This window comes from Actinomadura luteofluorescens (genome assembly GCF_013409365.1).
GTDB classification, from domain to species: domain Bacteria; phylum Actinomycetota; class Actinomycetes; order Streptosporangiales; family Streptosporangiaceae; genus Spirillospora; species Spirillospora luteofluorescens.
In genome coordinates, this window is sequence record NZ_JACCBA010000001.1 from 7,182,603 (window position 1) to 7,203,871 (window position 21,269).

A 21,269-nucleotide genomic window follows, 5' to 3' on the forward strand; every position below is an offset into this window, starting at 1 on the left:
GAGGATCGTCCGGCTCGTGACGGGGGTTCCAGGGGGTCGCCCCCCTGGGAGGACACAGATCACGCGTCGCCGCCGGTGTTGCTCTCGGCGCTGCCGACGCCGCCCGCGAAGACGTCGCTGACCTCGGCGTTCAGCTGGTAGCGCTGGATCGCCTCCGCGAGGGTCTCCGGCTTGATCTCGCCGTGGCGGGCGAGGCGGGTGAGCACCGCGAGGACGATCGACGCGGCGTCCACGTTGAAGAACCGGCGGGCGGCGGCGCGGGTGTCGGAGAACCCGAACCCGTCCGTGCCGAGCGAGGTGTAGTCGCCGTGGACCCACGGCGCGATCTGGTCGGGTACGGCGCGCATGTAGTCCGACACCGCGACGATCGGCCCGGCGACGTTGTCGAGGACCCGGCTGACGTACGGGACGCGCTGGTCGGCGTCGGGGTTCAGCAGGTTCCAGTCGTCGCACTCGCGGGCCTCGCGGGCCAGCTCGTTCCACGACGTGGCCGACCACACGTCCGCGGCGACGCCCCAGTCTTCGGCGAGCAGCCGCTGCGCTTCGAGGGCCCACCGGCCGCCGACGCCGGAGGCGAGGATCTGCGCCCGGGGCGCCTCGCCGTTCCCGGAGGCGACCTCCGGGGCCGCCTTGTGCCGGTACAGGCCCTTGAGGAGCCCGTCGACGTCGAGGTTCTCGGGCTCGGCGGGCTGCTGGTACGGCTCGTTGTAGACGGTGAGGTAGTAGAAGACGTCCTCGCCGTTGGGGTGCTCCTCCGACGACCCGTACATGCGCCGCAGCGCGTCCTTCACGATGTGGGCCAGCTCGAACGCCCACGTCGGGTCGTAGTGGACGCAGGCGGGGTTGGACGCCGCGAGCAGCGGGGAGTGGCCGTCGGCGTGCTGGAGGCCCTCACCGGTGAGCGTGGTGCGGCCGGCGGTGGCGCCGAGCAGGAACCCGCGGCCCATCTGGTCGCCGAGCGCCCACATCTGGTCGCCGGTCCGCTGGAACCCGAACATCGAGTAGAAGATGTAGACCGGGATCATGTGCTCGCCGTGCGTGGCGTAGGCGGTGGCGGCCGCGATGGTGGACGCCATCGAGCCCGCCTCGCTGATGCCCTCGTGGAGCATCTGGCCGCTTTCGGCCTCCTTGTAGGACAGCAGCAGCTTGCGGTCCACGGCGTCGTAGGTCTGCCCGTGCGGCGAGTAGATCTTGGACGTGGGGAACAGCGAGTCCATGCCGAACGTGCGGTACTCGTCCGGGGCGATCGGGACGAACCGGGCGCCGATGTTCTCGTCCTTGATCAGGTCCTTGAGCAGCCGGACGAACGCCATGGTCGTGGCGATGTTCTGCTTGCCGGACCCCTTCCTCAGCTCGCTGTAGACGGGGTCGCCGGGCAGCTTGAGCGTCTTGGCCCGCACGACCCGCTTCGGCAGGAACCCGCCGAGGGCGGCGCGGCGCTCGCGCATGTACTGGATCTCTTCGGAGTCCTCGCCCGGGTGGTAGTAGGGCGGCAGCGGCGCCTCCAGCGCCGAGTCGGGGATGTCCAGGTAGAGGCGGTCCCGGAACTCCTTCAGCTCGGCCTTGGTGAGCTTCTTCATCTGGTGGGTGGCGTTGCGGGCCTCGAAGTCCGAGCCGAGCGTCCAGCCCTTGATGGTGTGCGCGAGGATCACGGTCGGCTGCCCGACGTGCTCGCGGGCCGACTTGAACGCCGCGTAGACCTTGCGGTAGTCGTGCCCGCCGCGCGACAGTTTGCGCAGGTCGTCGTCCGACAGATGCTGGACGATCTTGCGCAGCCGCGGGTCGTCGCCGAAGAACTTCTCCCGGATGTACTCGCCGGACTCGACGGTGAACGTCTGGAACTGGCCGTCGGGCGTCGTGTTCATCTGGTTGACCAGGACGCCGTCGACGTCCTGCGCGAGCAGCGGGTCCCAGTCGCGGCCCCAGATGACCTTGATGACGTTCCAGCCGGCGCCGCGGAAGAACGACTCCAGCTCCTGGATGATCTTCCCGTTGCCGCGCACCGGGCCGTCGAGCTGCTGGAGGTTGCAGTTGACGACGAAGGTGAGGTTGTCGAGCTCCTCGCGGGCGGCGAGGCCGATCGCGCCGAGCGACTCCGGCTCGCCCATCTCGCCGTCGCCGAGGAACGCCCACACGTGCGAGCGGGACGTGTCCTTGATCTTGCGGTTGTACAGGTAGCGGTTGAACCGGGCCTGGTACACCGAGTCGATCGCGGTCAGGCCCATGGACACCGTGGGGAACTCCCAGAAGTCCGGCATGAGCCGCGGGTGCGGGTAGGACGACAGGCCGCCGCCGGGGTGCGAGTGCTCCTGCCGGAACCCGTCGAGCTTCTCCTCGGGGAGCCGTCCTTCGAGGAACGCGCGCGCGTAGATGCCGGGCGCCGCGTGCCCCTGGATGAACACCTGGTCGCCGGACTCGCCGTGGTCCTTGCCGCGGAAGAAGTGGTTGAACCCGACCTCGTAGAGCGAGGCGGCGGAGGCGTAGGTGGCGATGTGGCCGCCGACGCCGAGCTCGGGGCGGTTCGCCCGCGACACCATGATCGCGGCGTTCCACCGGATGTAGGCGCGGATGCGCCGCTCCACGTGCTCGTCGCCGGGGAACCAGGGCTCGGACTCCGGCGGGATCGTGTTGATGAAGTCGGTGCTGCGCAGGCCGGGCACCCCGACCTGGAGTTCGCGCGCCCTTTCCAGGAGCCGCAGCATCACGTAGCGCGCCCTGCCGCGTCCCTCGGTCTTGATGACCGTGTCCAGCGACTCCAGCCACTCCCGGGTCTCGTCCGGGTTGATGTCGGGCAGCTGGCTCGGCAGGCCGTCGCTGATGATCGAAAAGCGTTGACGTCCGGAAGCCACGGGGTCCCCTCTGTCCTTACCGTCTGTGCAGGTCAGACCTGGGCCGCCGCGCGGGAGGCCACCGGTCCCGGCCGACTGTTCGTCGCCATGGTTTGTGATCCATCGTCGCCGGTTATCACGGCTAACGCATCTCTACCAACCAGTAACCATCCTCCCCGGTCAGGGCGCGGACCGACCCGGCGGAACCTGCCTTTTTCACTCGGCCGGGAGATTCCCTCAGGCACGGTGCGGGGAACGTATGAGGCGGGGAGTGAACGAGTGCTCACATGCCCTGGGGGTGAACGATGAACGGAAAGATCGGAGACCGGCTGCACGTCCACGGCAACGTGGTGGGGCAGCCCGACCGGACCGGCGAGATCATCGAGGTGCGGGGCCCGGACGGCGGCCCGCCCTTCCTGGTCCGCTTCGACGACGGCCACGAGGGCCTGGTGTACCCGGGGCCGGACGCGGTCATCGAGCCGCGCGCGAAGGCGTCCCGCTAGCCGCGGGGCGCCGGGCGCGGATCCGTCCGGGCGCGGATGCGTCCGGGGCCGCGGATGGGGTAGACACGGGATCATGGAGAGCACCGTGGTCCGGGTGGCCACCGGGACCGGTGAGGCCGTGCACGACATCACGGCGGAATGCGAGCGTTTCGCCGCGTCGCAGGGCGGGGACGGGCTGCTGCACGTCTTCGTCCCGCACGCGACCGCCGGCGTGGCGATCATCGAGCTGGGCTCCGGCAGCGACGACGACCTGCTCGCGGCCCTGGGAGACCTGCTGCCGGCGGACGACCGCTGGCAGCACGCGCACGGGTCGCGCGGGCACGGGCGCTCGCACGTGATGCCCGCGCTCGTGCCGCCGTTCGCGACCCTGCCGGTCGTGGGCGGGCGGCTCGCGCTGGGGACCTGGCAGTCGGTGGCCCTGGTCGACCTTAATGTTGACAACCCTGACAGGCAGGTGCGGTTGTCGTTTCTCAAAGGATGAGTAGCGTAGGCGGGGAACGTCCCCTCCTCGGGAGGGGCTGGAATGAGCAGCGCGAACCCTCTGGGGGTCACGGTGAGTGGGCGAGCTGTGACGGGGATCTTCGTAATCGGGCCAATGGGGCCACCAAAAGCCGGGAAGACACTTGCGCAAGGGGCCCACACTTGTGTGGACTGTCCCGCAAACACCGCACGGGTGCGGACGGGCCGCCCGTCCCGGGGGGCCGAGAGCCATACGGGCACGGACCGTGCGGACTGACGACAATGGGAGGACTTTCGTGAGCGCGACCGCGGGTCAGGCGCAGTCTGAGCGCAGCCTGGCCGAACGGCTCGGCCTGAAGGCGGGCCAGGTGGTGCAGGAGATCGGCTACGACGAGGACGTGGACGAGGAGCTCCGCCGCTCCATCGAGGAGCTCACGGGGAACGAGCTCCTCGACGAGGACTACGAGGACGTGGTCGACATCGTGCTGCTGTGGTGGCGCGAGGAGGACGGTGACCTGTTCGAGGGCCTGACCGACGCCATGATCCCGCTCACCGGCGGCGGCAACATCTGGCTGCTGACGCCGAAGGCGGGCCGCGACGGGCACGTCGAGCCGAGCGACATCGGCGAGGCCGCGCAGACCGCCGGCCTGTCGCAGACCAGCAGCGTCAGCGCCGCCAAGGAGTGGTCCGGCACGCGGCTGGTCGCGCCCAAGGTCCGCAAGTAGCGCCGGGGCTGGAGACACTCTTGCCGGTCAACGTAGGCGACGCCGCGCCGGACTTCGAGCTGAAGGACCAGCACGGCGCCCCGGTGAAGCTGTCGGACTTCCGCGGCACCAGGAACGTCGTGCTGGTGTTCTACCCGCTGGCGTTCAGCGGCGTCTGCACGGGCGAGCTGTGCGCGCTGCGCGACGAGCTGTCCAGCCTCGTCGCGGGGGCGGGCGCGGACGTGCAGGTGCTCGCGGTCTCGGTCGACTCGATGTTCGCGCTGCGGGCCTGGTCCGACCAGGAGGGCTTCCGCTTCCCGCTGCTGGCCGACTTCTGGCCGCACGGCGGGACGGCGCAGCGCTACGGCGTGTTCGACGAGGCCAAGGGCGTGGCGCTGCGCGGCACCTTCATCATCGACATCGAGGGCGTGGTCCGCTGGAAGGTCGTGAACGCGATCCCGGACGCACGCGACATCGACGAGTACCGCAAGGCGCTCGCCGGGCTCTGAGCGAAACGGACCGGTTCCGGCACACCGCACGGCCATCCGGTCCGGGTGGCCGGAACCGGCCCCCGCACCTCTGGAGGTGTGATGCCCTGCTTCCGCTGCGGGGCGCGGCAGACCGACCCCGTGCGCGGCGCGAGCCCGTGGAAGCGCGGGGTCCGGGCGGACCACCAGGTCCTGATCTGCCCCCGGTGCCAGGCCGTCCACGACTGGGCGGACGCCCTGGACCGCTGCTCGGAGTGCGGCTCGGCCGCGCTGGTGTGCCGGCTCGGCGAGGTGGAGTGCCGCGACTGCGGCCATACCCGCGACGCCGTCCGGGACGAGCCGGGCACGGTCGACCTCGTCCCCTCGGGGGCCCAGCCGGCCGCCGACGGGGGCCTTTCCGAGGAGGTCGCGGCGGCGCTGTCGCGCGTCCTGAAGCGGGGCCCCGCCGCCTGAGGGCCCGGGCCGTCTCCGGACGGTGGCCCTGACGTGGCCTGACCTGGCCCTTCACGGGGCATTTCGGGCTTGACGCGGCATTTTGCCCGGTGCCACGCTTCGCGGATGCCGATCGTGCTGATGCGCCTGGTGCACCGGATCACCGGGCGGACGTGGCGCGCGCCCGCCCTCGTCCTCCTCACGGCCTTCGTGGCGGGCTGGCTGCTCATCGCGGTGTTCGAGGAACCGGGCGCCGACATCAAGAAGCCCCACGAGTACATCTGGTACTTCCTGGTCAGCGGCACGACCACCGGCTACGGCGATCTGTCCCCGACCACGGTCGGCGGCCGGATCGGCGGCGTGCTCATCATGATCGCCGGGCTCACCGCCGGGCTGGTGATGTTCGCCGAGCTGACGCTCTGGATGGGGAAGGGACGCATGATGAGGGCCAACGGCCAGGCGCGGCTGCACAGGCGGCGGCACATCGTGATCGTCGGCTACGAACGCGACGGCCTGGTCGCCATCATCCGGCAGCTGCGCGGCGACCCGCAGTTCGCGAAGACGCCGGTCGTGACCGTCTTCTGGCCGGGGGAGCTGGCGGGGGAGAACCCCGACCCGGAGCTGTACGACGTCGTCGCGTTCGACGACACCGCCTTCGAGCGGGCCTGCCTGGAGCACGCGCGGACGGTCCTCGTCGTCGGCCGCACCGACGACGAGACGGTGCGGGTGATGCTGACCGTCGAGGCCTACCTGCGGCGCAACGGCGACCCGGCCGTCCACCTGCTCGCGGGGGTGCGCGACGGCGGGCGGCGGGCCGAGATCACCGAGGCCCTCCGGCTGGTCGGCGAGAACATCGAGCCGGTCGACATCGACGATCCCGCGGTGACCGCGGTCGCGATCCGCAATCCGGGCATCGCCGCGATCTACCACAACCTGGCCAGCACGCTCGACAGCGACGGCACCCTCTACCGCGTGGACGTCCCCGAGGACGCCGGCGAGTGGACCCGCCTCGACGTGGCGATCTCCCTCCTCCGCCGGGGGAGCACGCTCCTCGCGGTGGGCGACTCGCACCGCCCGGACGCCCGCTTCCGCCTGGCGCCGGCCCCCGACGAGAGGATCCGCGGCGGCCAGTCGCTGGCGGTCGTCGCCACCCACCGTCCCGAGATCCCCTGGCACGAGCTGTAGGGGCCGGGAGGACGCCCCTCGCGCCCGCTGAGGGCGCCCTCCCGGCGGCCGCGGGCGTGCGGCCCGGGGCACAGGTCCAGACCCCGGGGCCTCCCCGCACGCACGCGGAGTCTCATCAGCTCATGCGTGTTTCTTGTGGGGGCGACCCCCCACACCCCCCGGTTCGCTTCGCTCATGCGGCTTGGCGCTGGTCGGCGTCCAGCAGGTGGTACAGCAGCAGCAACTGGGTGATGGCGAGCGGGTCGCTGGTGCCGGTGTCGCCGATGCGGCCGAGGGCGTCCCGATCGGGCAGGGCGGTCCCGGCGCGGGGGCCGAGGCGCTCCCAGATGGCCTTCTTGACCACCCGCGACTCCTCGGGCGAGACGTAGCCGTGGACGTGCAGCGCGTCCACGGGACGGCCGTCGGTGTCGCGGTGGAGGCGCAGGTGCATGGCCGTCTCGGTGTCGCCGGGCCCGCTCTCCAGGACGTCGGCGAGCTCCGGGTGGTCGATGGTGGGGCGCAGCAGCAGCTCGGCCGACAGCGGGGTGCCGGGCGGGTCGAGGCGGCCGGCGACCGGCGCGAACCGGACGACGATGTCGGCGTGCTTGCGCTGCGGGCGGATGTAGGCGGCGCTCTCGGGCTCGCGGCGGGTCAGCTCCGCCATCACCTGCTCGGGGCTGTAGCCGCGCTTGTCGCAGTCGCGCCTGACCTTCCAGGAGTGGCGCAGCGGCTCGGGCGGGTCGAGGTAGACGGTGATGTCGAAGCAGGCCCGCGCGAGCCGGGTGTGCAGCGGGAGCAGCCCCTCGACGATCACGAAGTCGCGGGGCTCGACCAGTTCCGGCCGGACGAGCTCGCCGGTCGCGTGGTCGTAGACCGGTTTCAGGATCGGCTCGCCCATCGACAGCAGCTGGAGGTGCTGCTCCATGATGTCGATGTGGTTGCAGTCGGGGTGCAGCGCCGTGAACGGCTTCCCGGCCCGCTCGGCGCGGTCGTAGCGGTGGTAGTCGTCCACGCAGACCGCCGTCATCCGGTCCGCCCCCAGGCATCGCACAAGCCCCCTGGTGAGAGTGGTCTTGCCCGCCGCGCTGTCCCCCGCGATGGCGAGCATGACGGGGCGGCGGCCCGACCCGCGCGCCCGGAGCATATGCACGATCCGATGGGGCACTGACTCCTCCGTCCTGCGGAATCCGGTTTTCGCTGTGCAGCGTAGGCGGGTCCGGGCGGCGGCTCGTCCCCCAATCAGGGGAGAGCGGGGGTGAAACCGCGGGAGGCCTTGCCCGGCGGGGGCTACTGGTGAGTAGCTTGGGTTGTTATCGTGCCGGGATGGGTGTCCCCGTACGCGTCGTCCTGGTCGACGACCACGAGATGATCCTCGCCGGGCTGACCGCGATGCTGGCCGGGTTCTCCGGCCGGGTGCGCGTCGTCGGGCAGGCGGGGACGGGGGACGAGGCGGCCCGGCTGGTCACCGCGCTGCGCCCCGACGTCGTCCTGCTGGACGTGCGGCTCGGTCCCGAGAGCGGCCTCGACCTGTGCCGCCTGATCACCGGGCGCGTCCCGGAGGCCCGGGTGGTCTTCCTGTCGGTGTACGACGACGAGCAGTACGTCTTCGAGGCGCTGCGCGCGGGGGCGGGCGGCTACCTGCTCAAGCGGGTCGACGGCCCGGAGCTGGTCCGGCGGCTGGAGGAGGTGGCGCAGGGCGAGACGGTCGTCGACCCGACGCTCGCCGGGCGGATGGCGGTGACCGCGGCGCGGCTCACCCGCGGCGAGTTCTGGCCGGGCGCCAACCGCGGCCTCACCCAGCGCGAGAGCGAGGTGCTGTCGCTGCTGGTGGGCGGCCTGTCGAACAAGGCGATCGCCGCGCGGCTCGTGCTCAGCGAGGAGACGGTCAAGAGCCACCTGCGCGCCCTGTACCGCAAGCTGGAGGTGGCCGACCGGTCGGCGGCGATCGCCGTCGCGCTGCGCGAGGGGCTGTTCCGGTGACCGGCGCGCGGCCGCTCGACCTGCTCGCCGGGCGCGGGAGCGACCTGCTCGTGCGCGTCGCGGGCGTGGCCTGCTCCGACCGGGAACTGCCGCTGATGGCCGAGAGGCTCGCCGAGCTGGTGGTGCGGTCCGCGCGGGCGCTGACGTTCTGCGACGTGTACGTCCTGGACGACGAGGAGCGCGTCCTGGAATGGCGGGGCGCGCCGGTGCCGCTGGGGGAGGGCGAGGTCGGCCGGGTCGCGGCGCACGGCCGCGCCCGCGCGCACCCGGACGGGCGGGGCGCCGCGGTCCCCGTGCACGGCGACGGCATCGTGATCGCCGTCGTGGACGTCCGGTCCGCCGGGCCGTGCCCGCCGGGCGACGTCGCGCTCGTCACGGCGCTCGCCGGGCTGTTCGCGCCGGTGCTGTCGTCGTGCCGCCGGCTGCGGACGGCGCGCGAGCGCGAGCACGCGGCCGAGCGGTTCGCCGAGCGGGCCGTCGAGGCGCAGGAGGCCGAGCGGTCGCGGCTGAGCCGGGAGATCCACGACGGCATCGCCCAGCGGCTCGCCAGCCTCGGCTTCCACCTGTCGGCCGCCGAGCGGGCGCTGCCCGAGCACCACCCCGAGGGGCTGGCGCAGATCATGATGGCGCGGCGGCTGTGCGAGCTGGCCGCCGCCGAGACCCGCGCGGCGATCGGGGGGCTGCGCCCGCCCGTCCTGGACGACCTCGGCCTGTCGGCGGCGCTCGCCACCCTCGCCCGCGAGGCCGGGGACGGTTCCGGCGGGCACGGCGCCCTCGACGTGACGGTGACCGTCGAGGGCGAGCTGGAGGACGAGCTGCCCGACCACGTGCAGACGGCGCTGTACCGGATCGCGCAGGAGGCGGTCGGCAACAGCCTGCGGCACGCGTCGGCGAGCCGCGTCGACCTGCTGCTGGAGCACTCCAGCGACCGGGTCCGGCTGAAGGTGGCCGACGACGGGTCCGGCTTCTCGATGCGGGACGTCCTCGCGCGCGGCGGCCGGGGCCGCCGCCCCGACTCCTACGGGCTGCGCGGCATGCGGGAGCGCGCCGAGCTGCTCGGCGGGCGGGTCGCGGTGACGAGCCGGCCCGGCGTCGGCACGACCGTCGAGGCGGTCGTCCCCATCCCAGGACGCCGCCGGCCCTGAACCGGCGGAGCCTTGACCTGCGCGGCCGCCCGCTGCTAGCTTTTGCCGCATCCTGGAACTGTATTCCGTATCGCGGAAATCCAGAGCAGCGGAGGGATCCCGTTGAAGAACCTCGTCCCGATCCTCGCGGCCGTGCTGCTCGGCGCCGCCGCCTGCTCCTCGTCCGGAGGCGGCGACTCCGGCGGCACCGTCGAGCTCGTCATGTGGCACGGCCAGGAGGACAGCGCGGCCAAGTCCCTGGAGAAGCTGGTCGGCGCGTTCAACCAGAGCCACCCGGGGATCAGGGTGAAGATGGACTCCGGCGGCGCCACGGCCGACACGATGCTGCCCAAGGTGACCGCCGGGTTCGCCGCAGGTACCTATCCTGACATCGCCTACATGTACGGGTCGTGGGGGGCCGCGCTCGCGCGCAGCCCGAAGGTGCCCGACCTGAAGAAGTACGTGGGCGGCCCCGAGACCGGCTGGAACGACTTCTGGCCCAACGCCCGGCAGACGGCGACCGTCAACGGCAAGGTGATCGGGTTCCCCGCCGTGGTGGACGACCTGACCGTCCTCTACAACAAGAAGCTGCTGGCCAAGGCCGGGCTGAAGCCCCCGTCGCCGGACTGGGCGTGGGAGGACTTCCGGGCGATGGCGCGCGAGCTCACCGACGCCGGATCCAAGACCTACGGGACGACCTGGGCGGTCAGCGGCGGCGAGGAGACCACCTGGAGCCTGTGGCCGCTGCTCTGGCAGAACGGCGGCTCGATCCTGTCGCAGGACGGCAAGAAGGCCGCCTTCAACTCGCCGCAGGGAGTGCGGGCCCTGACGCTGGTGCAGCAGATGGCCGTCCAGGACAAGTCCGTCTACCTGGACTCCACCCCGGCAGAGAAGGGCCAGAAGCTGTTCGAGTCCGGCCGGCTGGGGCTGTTCCTGTCCGGCCCGTGGGTGCTCAACGACGTCAAGGCCGCGGGGATCGACTACGACATCGCGCCGCTGCCCGGTACCAACGGCGACCACCAGACGGTCTCCGGCCCCGACAACTGGGCGGTGTTCGACCACGGGAACCGCCGGGTCAAGGCCGCCGTCGAGTTCCTCACCTGGCTGACCCAGCCCGAGCAGCAGCTCGTCTGGATGATGGGCACCGGCTCGCTGCCGACCCGCCAGGCGGTCACCAGGCTGCCCGGCTACCAGGACTTCGTCCGCAGGTACCCGGGGATCGGCGTCGTCACCGACAACCTCGCCAACGCCAAGCAGATCAGGCCGGTGACCGCCAAGTACCCGCGCGTCTCCGGCTTCGTCGCCGACGCCATCGCGTCCGTCCTGCTCGGCCGGTCCGACCCGCGGAGCGCGCTGGACGACGCCGCCCGCAAGTCCGACGCGCTCCTCGCGGTACCCGGCCAATGAGCGCGGCGACCGCCACCCGGGGCGCCGGCCGCCGGGCCCCCGCCGACCCCGGCGGCCCCCCGGACGGCGGCCGGAACGTGCGGCGGCGGCTCACCGACCAGGCAGCCGCGTGGTCGTTCGCGGGCCCGTCCACGCTGCTGGTCCTCGGCTTCTCGCTGCTGCCGATGGGCTGGGCGTTCCGCCTCTCGCTCACCGACTCCGACCTGGTGTCGGAAGGCCAGGGCGTGGGGCTGGCCAACTACCGGACCCTGGCGCACGACCCGGTGTTCTGGAAGTCCATCCGCAACACGGCGGAGCTCGTCGGCCTCTACATCCCGGTCTCGCTGCTGCTCGGCCTCGCGGTCGCGCTGCTGCTGAACAAGCCCATCAGGGGCATCGGGTTCTACCGCGCCTGCTTCCTCGTGCCGTTCGTCGCCTCCGCCGCGGCCGAGGGGCTGCTGATGGCCTTCGTGTTCGACAAGGACTTCGGCGTGGTGAACGGCCTGCTCACGCGGACCGGGCTGCCCGCCCAGGGCTTCCTGGACGACCCGTCCCAGGCGATGCTCGTCATCACCGGCATCTTCGTCTGGACCCAGTTCGGCTTCAACGTCGTGATCTACCTGGCCGCGCTCCAGGAGATCCCCAAGGAGGTCATGGAGGCCGCGTCCATCGACGGCGCGGGCCCGTGGCGGACGTTCCGGCACATCGTCGTCCCGTCGGTGCGGTCGATCTCGCTGTTCCTCGCCGTCTGGGGCCTCATCGACTGCCTCCAGTTCTTCGACCTGCTGCTCACCACGACCAAGGGCGGCCCCGTCAACTCGACGATCACGATCGTCTACTACGTCTGGCAGCTCGCCTTCGAGTACTTCACCGCCGGGTACGGCGCCGCGGTCGCCTACACGCTGTTCGCGGGCAGCCTGGCGACCATCGTCGCCGGCCTGGTCTTCGGCCGCCGGAAGGGGTTCCTGCTGTGACCGCCGCACCCGTCACCACCGCGCCCCCGCCCGCCGGGCCCGCGCCCGCCGCCCGGCGCGCCCGGCGGCGGCCGAGCGCCCGGCACCTGGCCCTGGCCCCGCTGTCGCTGCTGATGGTGCTGCCGTTCCTCTACATGCTGGGCGCGTCGGTGATGACCAGGGCGCAGCTCAACCGGTTCCCGCCGCCGCTCGTCCCGCCGGGCGTGGACCTCACCGGCTACCGGGAGCTCCTCGCCGGCTCGGAGTTCCCGCGCTGGTTCCTCAACAGCGTGATCGTGTCCGCGGCGATCGTGGCGTCGCAGGTCGTGCTGTGCAGCATGGCGGGGTACGCGTTCGCGCGGCTGCGGTTCGCCGGGCGGCGCGTCACGCTGGCGCTGGTGATCGCCACGACGCTGATCCCGTTCCAGCTCACCGTGATCCCCACCTTCCTGATCTTCAACAGGCTGCACCTGATCAACACGCTGGGCGCGCTGATCGCGCCGCAGCTCGCCTCCGCGCTCGGCGTCTACCTGATGACCTCGTTCTTCCAGAACTTCCCGCGCGAGCTGGAGGAGGCCGCCCGGATCGACGGCTGCTCGCGCTGGGGCGTGTTCTTCCGCGTCGTGCTGCCCGTCGCGCGCCCGGCCCTCGCCGCCCTCGCGGTCATCACCTTCATCTACGCGTGGAACGACCTGTTCTGGCCGATGGTGGCGATCTCGTCCAAGGAGAACTACACCGTGCAGGCCGGGCTCGCCACGTTCCAGGGGCAGCACCGCGCCGACTGGCCGCAGATCATGGCCGGCACGGTGCTGACCACCGTCCCGGTCCTGATCGTGTTCCTCGTCGGCCAGCGGCGGTTCGTCCAGGCGCTGGCCGGGGCCGTCAAGGGGTGACCGGTCGGCCCCCGCCACTCGGGGCGCGGGGGCCGACCGCCTCCTCAGATGCCGAGGAGGCGAGCGGCGTTGTCGGCGTAGACCGACGCGAGGACGTGCCCGGGCAGGCCGAGCCCGCTGATGCGCCAGCGGCCCATCAGCGGCGGGTCCTCCGCGGAGTGCGGGAAGTGCTCGTCCAGCGTTTCGAGGAACCGGAAGTGCGTGGCGTAGGTGTCCGCGTCCGGGGGGAACTCGTCGGTGCCGAACAGCACCCGGCCCGGGAACCGCAGGATCAGCGCGCGGGTGGCGCGCGGCTGCCGGCCGAGCTCGGCGATGCGGGCCGCGATGTCGACGTGCAGGTTCGGGTAGGCGCCGAGCATCCGCCCGACCCGGCCGAGGTCCTCGGCCTGGCACCCGGCGTGGACGGCGACGAACACCGTCCGGGGATGCGCGGCGACGACCGCCTCCAGGGCGTCCATGAGCCGCTCGAAACTCGGGAAGCGCTCCCGGTCGGCGAAGGACCAGTCGGGATGCGCGAGCAGCTGCTCGTACCGCTCGTTGCGCTCGTCGACCGGGTCGAAGAACGCGATCGGGTCGGCGGTGTGGATCGCGACGGGGACGCCGAGGTCGGCCGCGGCCTCCCACAGCTCGGCCAGGCGCGGGTCGTCGGGCAGGACGAGCCGCCCGCCGCCGTCCCGGACGTGCAGCCCGAGGTCCTTCCAGACCTTCAGCCCCCGCGCGCCCGCCGCCACCGACCGGCGCAGGCTCGGCGCGAGCCCGCGGCCGCCGGTCCGGGCGAGGTCGTCCCAGTCCACGTGGCAGAACGTCGCGAACCGGCCCGGATGGGTGCGGTCGTAGCGGTCGAGGTTGGCCTCCAGCTCCTCGCCCCAGCGGCCGTCCAGGTTGACGACCGCGCGGACGCCGCACTCCTGCATGAGCGCCAGCAGCCGCCCGACGTCGGGAACCGACCATCCGCCGGTCAGCCAGCGGCCGAGATGGTTGTGGGCGTCGACGGCGGGGACCGCGGCGCGGGGAACGCGCGACCCCGGCACGCGCAGGCGCGGCCGGGGCCGGTACTCGCTCAGCTCCATCGGGCTAGCGGATCCCTTCGGGGAGCGCGTCCCCATGCGCCTTGATCATGTCCTCGACCAGGTCGTGGATCTGGGCGAGGGTGAGGGTCGCCGCGGCGTTCGGGTCGAGCATGGCCGCGTGGTGGACGTGGTCGCGCCGGCCCTCCAGCGCGGCCCGGACGGTCAGCTCGCCGACGTTGAGGAACGTGCGGTTGAGCGCGGCGAGCTGCGGCGGCATCGCGCCGATCCGCGCCGGCCGCACGCCCGCCCGGTCGACCACGCACGGGACCTCGACGAACGCGTCCGCGGGCAGGTTGGTGATCAGGCCGTCGTTGCGGACGTTGCCGTGCACGATCCGGCGCTCGCCCGTCTCGACCGAGTGGATGATCTCCGAGGCCAGCTCCGACATCGGCTCGATCTCCACGCCCTCGCCCGCGTCCAGGCGGCGGCGGGTCTCCTCGTAGGTGCCGAGGTTCTCCCGCGACCACTCCAGGTAGGCGCCGACCTGGACGCCGAAGTGCTCGACCTGGTCGTCGTGGCGCAGGAACCACGGCAGGTACTCCGAGCCGTGCACGCTGGACTCGGTCGGGAAGTGCCCGAACCGCGTGAAGATCTCGGCCCGGACGGTGCGCCGCAGCGCCGGGTCGGCCTCGATCGCCTCGGCCAGCCTCGGGTAGAGGTCCTCGCCGTGCCGCTCGAACCTCAGCACGAACGCCTGGTGGTTGACCCCGGCCGTGACGAAGCCGATCTCCTCCTGCGGGACGCCGACCAGCCGCGCCAGCCGGGCCTCGGTGTCGCGGACGGAGTGGCAGATGCCGACGACGTTGCGGAACGGCGTCCCCTCGTACACGGCGCGGGGGACCATCGACATCGGGTTGGTGTAGTTGAGCAGCAGCGCGTGCGGGGCCAGTTCCGCGAGGTCGCGGCCGAGCGCGACCATGACCGGGATGGTGCGCAGCGCCCGGAAGATACCGCCGATGCCGAGCGTGTCGCCGATCGTCTGGCGCAGCCCGTACCGGGCGGGGACCTCGAAGTCGATCCGGGTGGCCGCGTACCCGCCGACCGCGATCTCGTTGATCACGTAGTCGGCGCCGTCGACCGCGGCGCGCCGGTCGGTGTGCGCCTCGACCCCGGCGGGCAGCCCGAGGTGCCGGACCATCCAGCGCGCCATGGCCTCCGCCGTGGCCAGGCGCCCGGCGTCGATGTCGTGCAGGACGAGGGTCGAGGCGCCGAGCCCCGGAAGGGTGAGGATGTCGGACAGGACGTTCTTGGTGAACTCGACGCTGCCGGCGCCGACGAAGACGATGCGTGCCATGGGTTCCCTTACATGATCGCGAGCTGGCCGCCGTCGATGACCAGCTCGGCTCCGTGGACGAAGGAGGCGTCGTCGGAGGCCAGGAAGGCGTAGGCGGCGGCGACCTCCTCCGCCCGCCCGGCCCGGCCGAGGGGGATGTGGTCGCGCTGGTAGGCGGCGACGAACCCCGGGTCGAGGCCCGCCTCGATGGAGGCGTTGAGCGGCGTCCTGATGTAGCCGGGGCAGAGCGCGTTGACCCGGATGCCGTGCGCGCCGAGCTCGACGGCCATCGTCCTGGTCAGCTGGAGCACCCCGCCCTTGGAGGCGTTGTAGTGGGCGTAGTCGGCCTCGCCGCCGAGCGCGTTCGTGGAGGCCATGTTGACGATGGAGCCCCGCGTGCCGCGGGCGACCATCGACCGGCCGGCGGCCTGGCCGACGAGGAACATCCCGCGCAGGTTCACCGCGATGACGGTGTCCCAGTGCGCGGCGGTGATCTCCAGGAAGGGCTCGCGCCAGCTGGTCCCGGCGTTGTTCAGCAGCACGTCGATCCCGCCGAGCGCGGACTCGGCCTCGGCGAGGAGCCGGGCGACCTCGTCCTCCCGGCTGACGTCGCAGACCGTCCCGCCGATCTCGCCGAGCGCGCCCAGCTCGCCGAGCGTCTCCGCGACGCCTTCGAGGCCGCAGACGAAGACGCGCGAGCCCTCCTCCAGGAACCGCCGCGCCGCGGCCGCCCCGATCCCGCTGGTGCCGCCGGTGATCAGGACGTTCTTGCCGGTCAGCCCGCGCATGGCGGCTCCTCCTCGCGCACGGCGGCGGGCCGGCTGGTCGTGGAAAGGGACATGCGGAACGGACCTCTCAGACTCCGAGCACGACCGGGCGTCCGACCTTGGGCACGAGGTACTCCTGGTCGGGGAACCGGCGGTCGAGCGTGTCGACGAACGTGGTGACCGATTCGGCGTTGACGGCGAACAGGTCGTGGTGGCTCGGGACCAGCCAGCGCGCGTCCGCCCGTGCGGCGAGGTGCGCCGCCTCCCGGACGGTCAGGTTGCCGACGATCCCCATCTCCTCGCGGATCCGGTCGCGGCCGTTGACCGGCAGCAGCGCGACCCGCGGCCGCAGCCCTTCGAGGGCCCGGTCGATCTCGGGATGCGGGACGGTGTCGCCCGCGTGGTAGACGGTCACGCCCGGGTCGACCTCGACGACGTACCCGAGGAACCGGTGCGCGCCGTCCTGCACCATGACGTCGTAGCAGTCCGGCCCGGTGTACTCGGGGGAGTGCGCGGCCGGGACCGGATGGACGAGGACCCCGTCCAGCTCCTGCGGACGTCCCGCGTACGCCGGAGCGAAGCGGGCGCCGAGCGCCTCCACCTCGTCCCGCAGGACGGGCGGCGCGACGACAGTGAACGGGCGGCGCGCGAGGGCGGGCCCGAGCGTCGCCGGGTCGAAGTGGTCGGCGTGCTCGTGCGTGACGAGCACGATGTCGGCGTCCAGGTCGTCCGGGGCGAACGGCGGCGGGAAGCGGCGCGCCCACCGTCCGGGCGGCCCGAACTCCGAGTCGCGGGCGAGCCGGTCCGACAGGTACGGGTCGACGGCCACGACCGTCCCGCCCGCCCCCTTGATCAGGAAGCCCGCCTGGCCGAGGGCGCACACGGCGACCATCCCCGGCGGGACGGCGAGGTCGCGGAACCCCGCGCTGACGTTCATGAGGGTCTCCCTTCGCCCGGGACGTTCCGGCAGCTCACGGCGTGAGCAGGGCCTTGACGGGCTCGGTGCCGCCGTTCATCAGGTCGGTGAACACCCGGGCGCCGTCGGCGAGGGGGAAGGTGTCGACCCAGCCGAGATCCCACTCGCCCGCTAGGGTCACGGCGGCGGCGAACTCGCCGGGGGTGTAGCCGAACGAGCCGAGCACCCGCTTCTCGGACCGGACGAGGTCCGCGCCGTCGAACCCGGACTCGGGGCTGAGCAGGCCCAGCCACACGGCGGTGCCGCCGGGCGCGAGCCGGGCCAGCGCGCCGGCGCGGGTCGCCGGCAGGCCCACCGCGTCGAACACCACGTCGAACTCGCCGGTCAGCGCGGGGCCCGCGACGTCGGCGCCGACCCGCTCCGCGATGGCCGCGCGGCGCCGCGAGACGTCGGCGGCGGCCACGACGGCGGCGCCCCGGGCGCGCGCGAGCTGCACGCACAGCAGCCCGATCGAGCCGCAGCCGATCACGCCGATCCGCGCCCCCTCGGGGACCTGTGCCACGTTCCACGTGTGGACGGCGTAGGCGATCGGCTCGATCAGGCCCGCGGCCGTCCACCCCATGCCGGGCGGCAGGACGTGCACGGCCGACGCGGGCACGGCCGCCCGCTCGGCGAACCCGCCGGGGCGGTGCACCCCGATCAGGGCCCGGCGCCGGCACAGGTGCCCGCGCCCCCTGCCGCACATGTCGCAGCGCCCGCAGGACACAATGGGGTTCACCGCGACCCGGCGCCCGTCCGGGGTCGTCCCGGCGAACTCGTGGCCCATCACCAGCGGAGGAGTGCGGAACCCCGGGGTGCGCACGCCGTGCAGCTCGCTGCCGCAGATGCCGGCGGCGGCCACCTCGACGAGGATCTCATCGGCTCGGACGGACGGTTCGTCGACGTCGTGCAGTTCCACCACACTCGGAGCGGTGAAAACGAGTGCCTTCATCACGCGGCGAATGTAGCAGGGCATCCGCATCGTGGGCTAGCATTCCGTATGACGGAAACATGGAGGGTGTACATATGGCGAAGAGCGAGTCTCCGGTCGGCAGCGTCGACCGGGCGCTGCGCATCATCCAGCTGCTGTCGGAGAGCGGGCGCGGCGTGACGCTGGAGGACCTCGCGGTCCGCTCCGGGATCCCGCGCAGCTCCCTGCACCGGCTGCTGGGCGCGCTGCGGCACCGCGGTTTCGCCGCGCAGCCCGAGCCGAACGGCCCGTACTTCCTCGGCACCGAGCTGCTCGCGGCGGCGTTCCGCTTCTACGACCGGATCGACCTGCGCTCCCTGGTGCACCCCGTGCTGCTGCGGCTGCGCGAGGAGCTGAACGAGACCACCCACATGGCCGTCCTGGAGGGCGCCGAGATCGTCTACGTCGACAAGGTCGAGGCGATCCACCCGATCACCATGACCTCGGTCATCGGCGGCCGGAACCCCGCGCACTGCACCGGGGTCGGCAAGGCCCTGCTGGCCTGGACGTACCCGACCGACGAGGCGATCCGGCTGTGGGCCTCGGCGCACGAGCTGCGCGCCGTCACCCGGCACTCGATCACCTCCCCGGCGCGCCTCGCCGAGGAGATGGCCGAGATCCGCGAGCGCGGCTACGCCCTCGACCTGGAGGAGAACGAGGAAGGGGTGCGCTGCGCGGCCGTCCCGGTCTTCCTCGGCCGGGCCACGCCCTCGGCCGGCATCAGCGTCACGGCCCCGAAGGACCGCTTCCCCAAGGCCCGCCTGACCGAGGTCGCCACCCGCCTCCGCGCAGTCCTCGCCGACGAACTGGACCGCCCCGCCACCCCGTAACGCCAACCCGGCCACGAACCCCGCCCTTTGCACGGAACGGTGACCTGGCGATTCGCGGGCTCCGTGGGGTGCGGCGGCTGGCCGGGGCATCGACCTGGCGGGTGCGGCGGCTGCCTGGTGGCAACGGCCCGGTGGCGTGTGGAGCTTGCTGGGGCCGGCGGTCCCGTGGGGTGCGGTGTCGGTAAGGAGCGGCCCTGGGGGCGGGGGTGCATGCGGCTTCTGGGGGCCGGTGGTTGACAGGGAGCTGTGTCCTTGCTTGTCTATTCTGCGGAATAGCATTCCGTATCATGGAATATCTGGGAGAACGGGCATGCGACTTGTGACCTTTCGTGGCGAGGGCGGTACCCGGGCGGGGCGGGTGGACGGGGAGTCCGTGACTCCGCTCGACGCACCGGACGTGGGGACGCTGCTCGCCGCCGGGCCCGACTGGCGGGAGCGGGCCGCGGCCGCCGCCGGGCGTCCGGTTCCGCTCGCGGAGCTGGACCTCGCCCCGGTGGTCCCGCACCCCAGCAAGATCATCTGCGTGGGGCTCAACTACACGCCGCACATCGCCGAGACCGGGCTCGACACCCCCGAGTACCCGACGCTGTTCGCCAAGTTCGCGCGCTCGCTGGTCGGCCCGTCCGACCCGATCATGCTGCCGGAGGCGTCCGCGGCGATGGACTGGGAGGCGGAACTGGCCGTCGTCGTCGGCCGGACGGTCCGGGGCGCGGACCGCGGCGAGGCCCGCGCGGCGATCGCCGGCTACACCGTGGCCAACGACGTCAGCGCCCGCGACTTCCAGCGCCGCACCACCCAGTGGCTCCAGGGCAAGACGTTCGACTCCACGACCCCGCTCGGGCCCGCCCTCGTCACCGGCGACGAGGTGGCCGACGCCGCCGACCTGGAGGTCACCTGCGCGGTGGACGGCGAGGTCATGCAGCGCGGCCGGACGTCCACCATGCTGTTCCCGCCGGAGGAGATCGTCGCCTACGTCAGCGGCATCGTGACGCTCGACCCCGGCGACGTGCTGCTCACCGGAACCCCGGCCGGGATCGGCGACAGCCGCGTCCCGCCGGTGCGGCTGCGCCCCGGGCACCTGGTCACGACCGAGATCGAGGGGCTCGGCGTCCTGCGCAACCGGTGCTCGAAGTGACCGCCGAGGCGTTGCGCGCCCTCCTCCCCGAAGGACGCGTCCTCACCGACCCGGACGCGATGGACGCCTACACGCGGGACCAGACCTACGCGGTGCCCGGCGCGCCCCTCGCGGTCGTCCGCGCCCGCGACACCGCCGACGTGGCGGCGACGATGGCGTGGGCGCAGGAGGAGCGGGTCCCGGTCGTCCCGCGCGGCGCGGGCACCGGGCTGGCCGGAGGGGCCACCGCCGTGGACGGCTGCGTCGTGCTGTCGCTGGCCGCGATGACCGCGATCCGGGAGATCTCCCCGCTCGACCACGTCGCCGTCGCCGAGCCCGGCGTGATCACCGCGGATCTGGACCGCGCGGCCCGCGCCCACGGCCTGATGTACGCGCCGGACCCCTCCAGCCACGAGATCTCCACGATCGGCGGGAACCTCGCCACCAACGCGGGCGGGCTGCGCTGCGTGAAGTACGGCGTGACCCGCCACTCCACGCTCGGGCTGGAGGTCGTCCTCGCGGGCGGGACGGTGATCCGGACCGGCGGGCGGACGGTCAAGGGCGTCACCGGCTACGACCTCACCGGGCTGTTCGTCGGGTCCGAGGGCACCCTCGGGGTGATCACCGCGGCGACCGTCCGGCTGTTCCCGGCGCCCCCGCGGCCGCCCGAGACCGTGCTCGCGACGTTCCCGTCCCTGACTGCGGCCGGTGCGGCGGCGGCCGCGATCATGGGCGCCGGGCTGCGGCCCAGCCTGCTGGAGCTGGTCGACCGGGCCACGCTGCGGGCGATCGACGAGTGGCGCCGCATCGACCTCGATCCCGGCGCCGCCGTGGTGCTCCTCGCGCAGACCGACGGGCCGGAGTGCCCGGCGGACGCGCTGGTCCGCGAGTGCGAGCGGGCCGGGGCCGCGTTCGCCGCCGCGTCCACCGACGAGGCGGAGGCCGACGCGCTGCTGGAGGTGCGCAGGCTGGCCTACCCCGCCGCCGAGAGGCTCGGCAAGTGCCTCGTGGAGGACGTGTGCGTCCCGCGCTCGCGGCTCCCGGAGATGGTGGAGCGCGTCGAGCGAGCGGCGGAGCGGCACGGCGTCCGCATCCTCACCGTCGCCCACGCCGGGGACGGCAACCTGCACCCGCTGTTCGTGTTCGACCGCGACCTGCCCGGGCCCCCGCCGCCCGTGCTGGCGGCGGCCGGCGAGGTGTTCACCGCCGCGATCGACCTCGGCGGCACCCTCACCGGCGAGCACGGCGTCGGCGTGCTGAAGCGGCCCTGGCTGGACGGCGAGATGGGCCCCGGCGTCCGGGACGTCCACCGGCGGATCAAGCGGGCCCTCGACCCGGACGGCGTGCTCAACCCCGGGAAGGCGATCTGACCGGCG

21 protein-coding genes are annotated in these 21,269 nt (G+C 72.8%); 14 read left to right on the plus strand and 7 right to left on the minus strand.

Annotation, left to right across the window (positions count from 1 at the left end; all coding sequences use genetic code 11):
- Positions 1 to 59 precede the first annotated feature (59 nt).
- Complete coding sequence (gene aceE / locus BJY14_RS33350; protein WP_179847245.1) at positions 60 to 2,849, minus strand: pyruvate dehydrogenase (acetyl-transferring), homodimeric type; 2,790 nt, start codon at positions 2,847 to 2,849, stop codon at positions 60 to 62.
- A 284-nt stretch (positions 2,850 to 3,133) separates the two neighbouring features.
- On the opposite strand from aceE, the gene BJY14_RS33355 reads away from it, so the two are divergent.
- The 6 genes from BJY14_RS33355 (at position 3,134) to BJY14_RS33380 (ending at position 6,599) form a co-directional block, all read left to right on the plus strand.
- Complete coding sequence (locus BJY14_RS33355; protein WP_179847246.1) at positions 3,134 to 3,331, plus strand: DUF1918 domain-containing protein; 198 nt, start codon at positions 3,134 to 3,136, stop codon at positions 3,329 to 3,331.
- Positions 3,332 to 3,404: 73 nt separating this feature from the next.
- Complete coding sequence (locus BJY14_RS33360; protein WP_179847247.1) at positions 3,405 to 3,812, plus strand: secondary thiamine-phosphate synthase enzyme YjbQ; 408 nt, start codon at positions 3,405 to 3,407, stop codon at positions 3,810 to 3,812.
- Between the two features lie 274 nt (positions 3,813 to 4,086).
- Positions 4,087 to 4,515: a DUF3052 domain-containing protein gene (locus tag BJY14_RS33365; RefSeq protein ID WP_179847248.1), complete on the plus strand. Its 429-nt coding sequence runs from the start codon at positions 4,087 to 4,089 to the stop codon at positions 4,513 to 4,515.
- A gap of 20 nt (positions 4,516 to 4,535) precedes the next feature.
- Complete coding sequence (locus tag BJY14_RS33370) at positions 4,536 to 5,003, plus strand: peroxiredoxin (protein ID WP_179847249.1); 468 nt, start codon at positions 4,536 to 4,538, stop codon at positions 5,001 to 5,003.
- 81 nt (positions 5,004 to 5,084) lie between these two features.
- Positions 5,085 to 5,435 carry a hypothetical protein gene (locus BJY14_RS33375; RefSeq protein WP_179847250.1) on the plus strand — a complete coding sequence of 117 codons (351 nt, stop codon included), beginning with the start codon at positions 5,085 to 5,087 and terminating at the stop codon, positions 5,433 to 5,435.
- Positions 5,436 to 5,540: 105 nt separating this feature from the next.
- Complete coding sequence (locus tag BJY14_RS33380; protein ID WP_179847251.1) at positions 5,541 to 6,599, plus strand: potassium channel family protein; 1,059 nt, start codon at positions 5,541 to 5,543, stop codon at positions 6,597 to 6,599.
- A gap of 172 nt (positions 6,600 to 6,771) precedes the next feature.
- Here the strand turns inward: BJY14_RS33380 and BJY14_RS33385 are convergent, their stop codons facing one another.
- Positions 6,772 to 7,722, minus strand: coding sequence for a phosphoribulokinase (locus BJY14_RS33385; protein WP_179849794.1), 951 nt, complete (start codon positions 7,720 to 7,722; stop codon positions 6,772 to 6,774).
- A 179-nt stretch (positions 7,723 to 7,901) separates the two neighbouring features.
- Between BJY14_RS33385 and BJY14_RS33390 the strand changes: the two genes are divergently transcribed.
- From BJY14_RS33390 to BJY14_RS47450, 5 genes are all read left to right on the plus strand, one after another.
- Positions 7,902 to 8,558 (plus strand): response regulator, encoded by a 657-nt coding sequence (locus BJY14_RS33390; protein ID WP_179847252.1) that lies wholly within the window; start codon positions 7,902 to 7,904, stop codon positions 8,556 to 8,558.
- Positions 8,555 to 9,703, plus strand: coding sequence for a GAF domain-containing sensor histidine kinase (locus BJY14_RS33395; RefSeq protein WP_179847253.1), 1,149 nt, complete (start codon positions 8,555 to 8,557; stop codon positions 9,701 to 9,703). The genes BJY14_RS33390 and BJY14_RS33395 overlap by 4 nt, the downstream gene beginning before the upstream one ends.
- 102 nt (positions 9,704 to 9,805) lie before the next feature.
- Positions 9,806 to 11,089 (plus strand): ABC transporter substrate-binding protein, encoded by a 1,284-nt coding sequence (locus BJY14_RS33400; protein WP_179847254.1) that lies wholly within the window; start codon positions 9,806 to 9,808, stop codon positions 11,087 to 11,089.
- Positions 11,086 to 12,042 carry a carbohydrate ABC transporter permease gene (locus BJY14_RS33405; protein ID WP_179847255.1) on the plus strand — a complete coding sequence of 319 codons (957 nt, stop codon included), beginning with the start codon at positions 11,086 to 11,088 and terminating at the stop codon, positions 12,040 to 12,042. Before BJY14_RS33400 ends, BJY14_RS33405 begins: the two co-directional genes overlap by 4 nt.
- Positions 12,039 to 12,914 carry a carbohydrate ABC transporter permease gene (locus BJY14_RS47450; RefSeq protein ID WP_218905699.1) on the plus strand — a complete coding sequence of 292 codons (876 nt, stop codon included), beginning with the start codon at positions 12,039 to 12,041 and terminating at the stop codon, positions 12,912 to 12,914. Before BJY14_RS33405 ends, BJY14_RS47450 begins: the two co-directional genes overlap by 4 nt.
- Before the next feature lie 44 nt (positions 12,915 to 12,958).
- Here BJY14_RS47450 and BJY14_RS33415 read toward each other — a convergent pair whose 3' ends face one another.
- From BJY14_RS33415 to BJY14_RS33435, 5 genes are all read right to left on the minus strand, one after another.
- Positions 12,959 to 13,984 (minus strand): amidohydrolase family protein, encoded by a 1,026-nt coding sequence (locus BJY14_RS33415; protein WP_218905700.1) that lies wholly within the window; start codon positions 13,982 to 13,984, stop codon positions 12,959 to 12,961.
- A 4-nt stretch (positions 13,985 to 13,988) separates the two neighbouring features.
- The gene (locus BJY14_RS33420) at positions 13,989 to 15,278 is read right to left on the minus strand and encodes an alpha-glucosidase/alpha-galactosidase (RefSeq protein ID WP_179847257.1); all 1,290 of its coding nucleotides are present in this window, start codon (positions 15,276 to 15,278) and stop codon (positions 13,989 to 13,991) included.
- Between the two features lie 8 nt (positions 15,279 to 15,286).
- Positions 15,287 to 16,045, minus strand: a complete 759-nt coding sequence (locus BJY14_RS33425) for an SDR family NAD(P)-dependent oxidoreductase (protein ID WP_179847258.1) — start codon at positions 16,043 to 16,045, stop codon at positions 15,287 to 15,289.
- Positions 16,046 to 16,112: 67 nt separating this feature from the next.
- Positions 16,113 to 16,961 (minus strand): MBL fold metallo-hydrolase, encoded by an 849-nt coding sequence (locus tag BJY14_RS33430; protein WP_179847259.1) that lies wholly within the window; start codon positions 16,959 to 16,961, stop codon positions 16,113 to 16,115.
- 34 nt (positions 16,962 to 16,995) lie between these two features.
- Positions 16,996 to 17,931, minus strand: coding sequence for a zinc-binding dehydrogenase (locus tag BJY14_RS33435; RefSeq protein ID WP_179847260.1), 936 nt, complete (start codon positions 17,929 to 17,931; stop codon positions 16,996 to 16,998).
- Positions 17,932 to 18,005: 74 nt separating this feature from the next.
- Between BJY14_RS33435 and BJY14_RS33440 the strand changes: the two genes are divergently transcribed.
- The 3 genes from BJY14_RS33440 (at position 18,006) to BJY14_RS33450 (ending at position 21,263) form a co-directional block, all read left to right on the plus strand.
- Positions 18,006 to 18,779, plus strand: a complete 774-nt coding sequence (locus tag BJY14_RS33440) for an IclR family transcriptional regulator (RefSeq protein ID WP_179847261.1) — start codon at positions 18,006 to 18,008, stop codon at positions 18,777 to 18,779.
- A 310-nt stretch (positions 18,780 to 19,089) separates the two neighbouring features.
- Complete coding sequence (locus BJY14_RS33445) at positions 19,090 to 19,914, plus strand: fumarylacetoacetate hydrolase family protein (protein ID WP_179847262.1); 825 nt, start codon at positions 19,090 to 19,092, stop codon at positions 19,912 to 19,914.
- On the plus strand, positions 19,902 to 21,263 hold the full coding sequence (locus BJY14_RS33450) for an FAD-binding oxidoreductase (RefSeq protein ID WP_312879511.1): 1,362 nt from the start codon (positions 19,902 to 19,904) through the stop codon (positions 21,261 to 21,263). The genes BJY14_RS33445 and BJY14_RS33450 overlap by 13 nt, the downstream gene beginning before the upstream one ends.
- The last annotated feature ends 6 nt before the right edge of the window (positions 21,264 to 21,269 follow it).

Excerpts from the sequence above, each read along its gene's own strand:
- BJY14_RS33355 (WP_179847246.1), top strand. The coding sequence starts at position 3,134 with ATGAACGGAAAGATCGGAGACCGGCTGCACGTCCACGGCAACGTGGTG.
- BJY14_RS33360 (WP_179847247.1), top strand. The coding sequence starts at position 3,405 with ATGGAGAGCACCGTGGTCCGGGTGGCCACCGGGACCGGTGAGGCCGTG.
- BJY14_RS33375 (WP_179847250.1), top strand. The coding sequence starts at position 5,085 with ATGCCCTGCTTCCGCTGCGGGGCGCGGCAGACCGACCCCGTGCGCGGC.
- BJY14_RS33380 (WP_179847251.1), top strand. The coding sequence starts at position 5,541 with ATGCCGATCGTGCTGATGCGCCTGGTGCACCGGATCACCGGGCGGACG.
- BJY14_RS33385 (WP_179849794.1), bottom strand. The coding sequence starts at position 7,722 with ATGCTCCGGGCGCGCGGGTCGGGCCGCCGCCCCGTCATGCTCGCCATC.
- BJY14_RS33390 (WP_179847252.1), top strand. The coding sequence starts at position 7,902 with ATGGGTGTCCCCGTACGCGTCGTCCTGGTCGACGACCACGAGATGATC.
- BJY14_RS33405 (WP_179847255.1), top strand. The coding sequence starts at position 11,086 with ATGAGCGCGGCGACCGCCACCCGGGGCGCCGGCCGCCGGGCCCCCGCC.
- BJY14_RS33415 (WP_218905700.1), bottom strand. The coding sequence starts at position 13,984 with ATGGAGCTGAGCGAGTACCGGCCCCGGCCGCGCCTGCGCGTGCCGGGG.
- BJY14_RS33420 (WP_179847257.1), bottom strand. The coding sequence starts at position 15,278 with ATGGCACGCATCGTCTTCGTCGGCGCCGGCAGCGTCGAGTTCACCAAG.
- BJY14_RS33425 (WP_179847258.1), bottom strand. The coding sequence starts at position 16,045 with ATGCGCGGGCTGACCGGCAAGAACGTCCTGATCACCGGCGGCACCAGC.
- BJY14_RS33430 (WP_179847259.1), bottom strand. The coding sequence starts at position 16,961 with ATGAACGTCAGCGCGGGGTTCCGCGACCTCGCCGTCCCGCCGGGGATG.
- BJY14_RS33435 (WP_179847260.1), bottom strand. The coding sequence starts at position 17,931 with ATGAAGGCACTCGTTTTCACCGCTCCGAGTGTGGTGGAACTGCACGAC.
- BJY14_RS33440 (WP_179847261.1), top strand. The coding sequence starts at position 18,006 with ATGGCGAAGAGCGAGTCTCCGGTCGGCAGCGTCGACCGGGCGCTGCGC.
- BJY14_RS33445 (WP_179847262.1), top strand. The coding sequence starts at position 19,090 with ATGCGACTTGTGACCTTTCGTGGCGAGGGCGGTACCCGGGCGGGGCGG.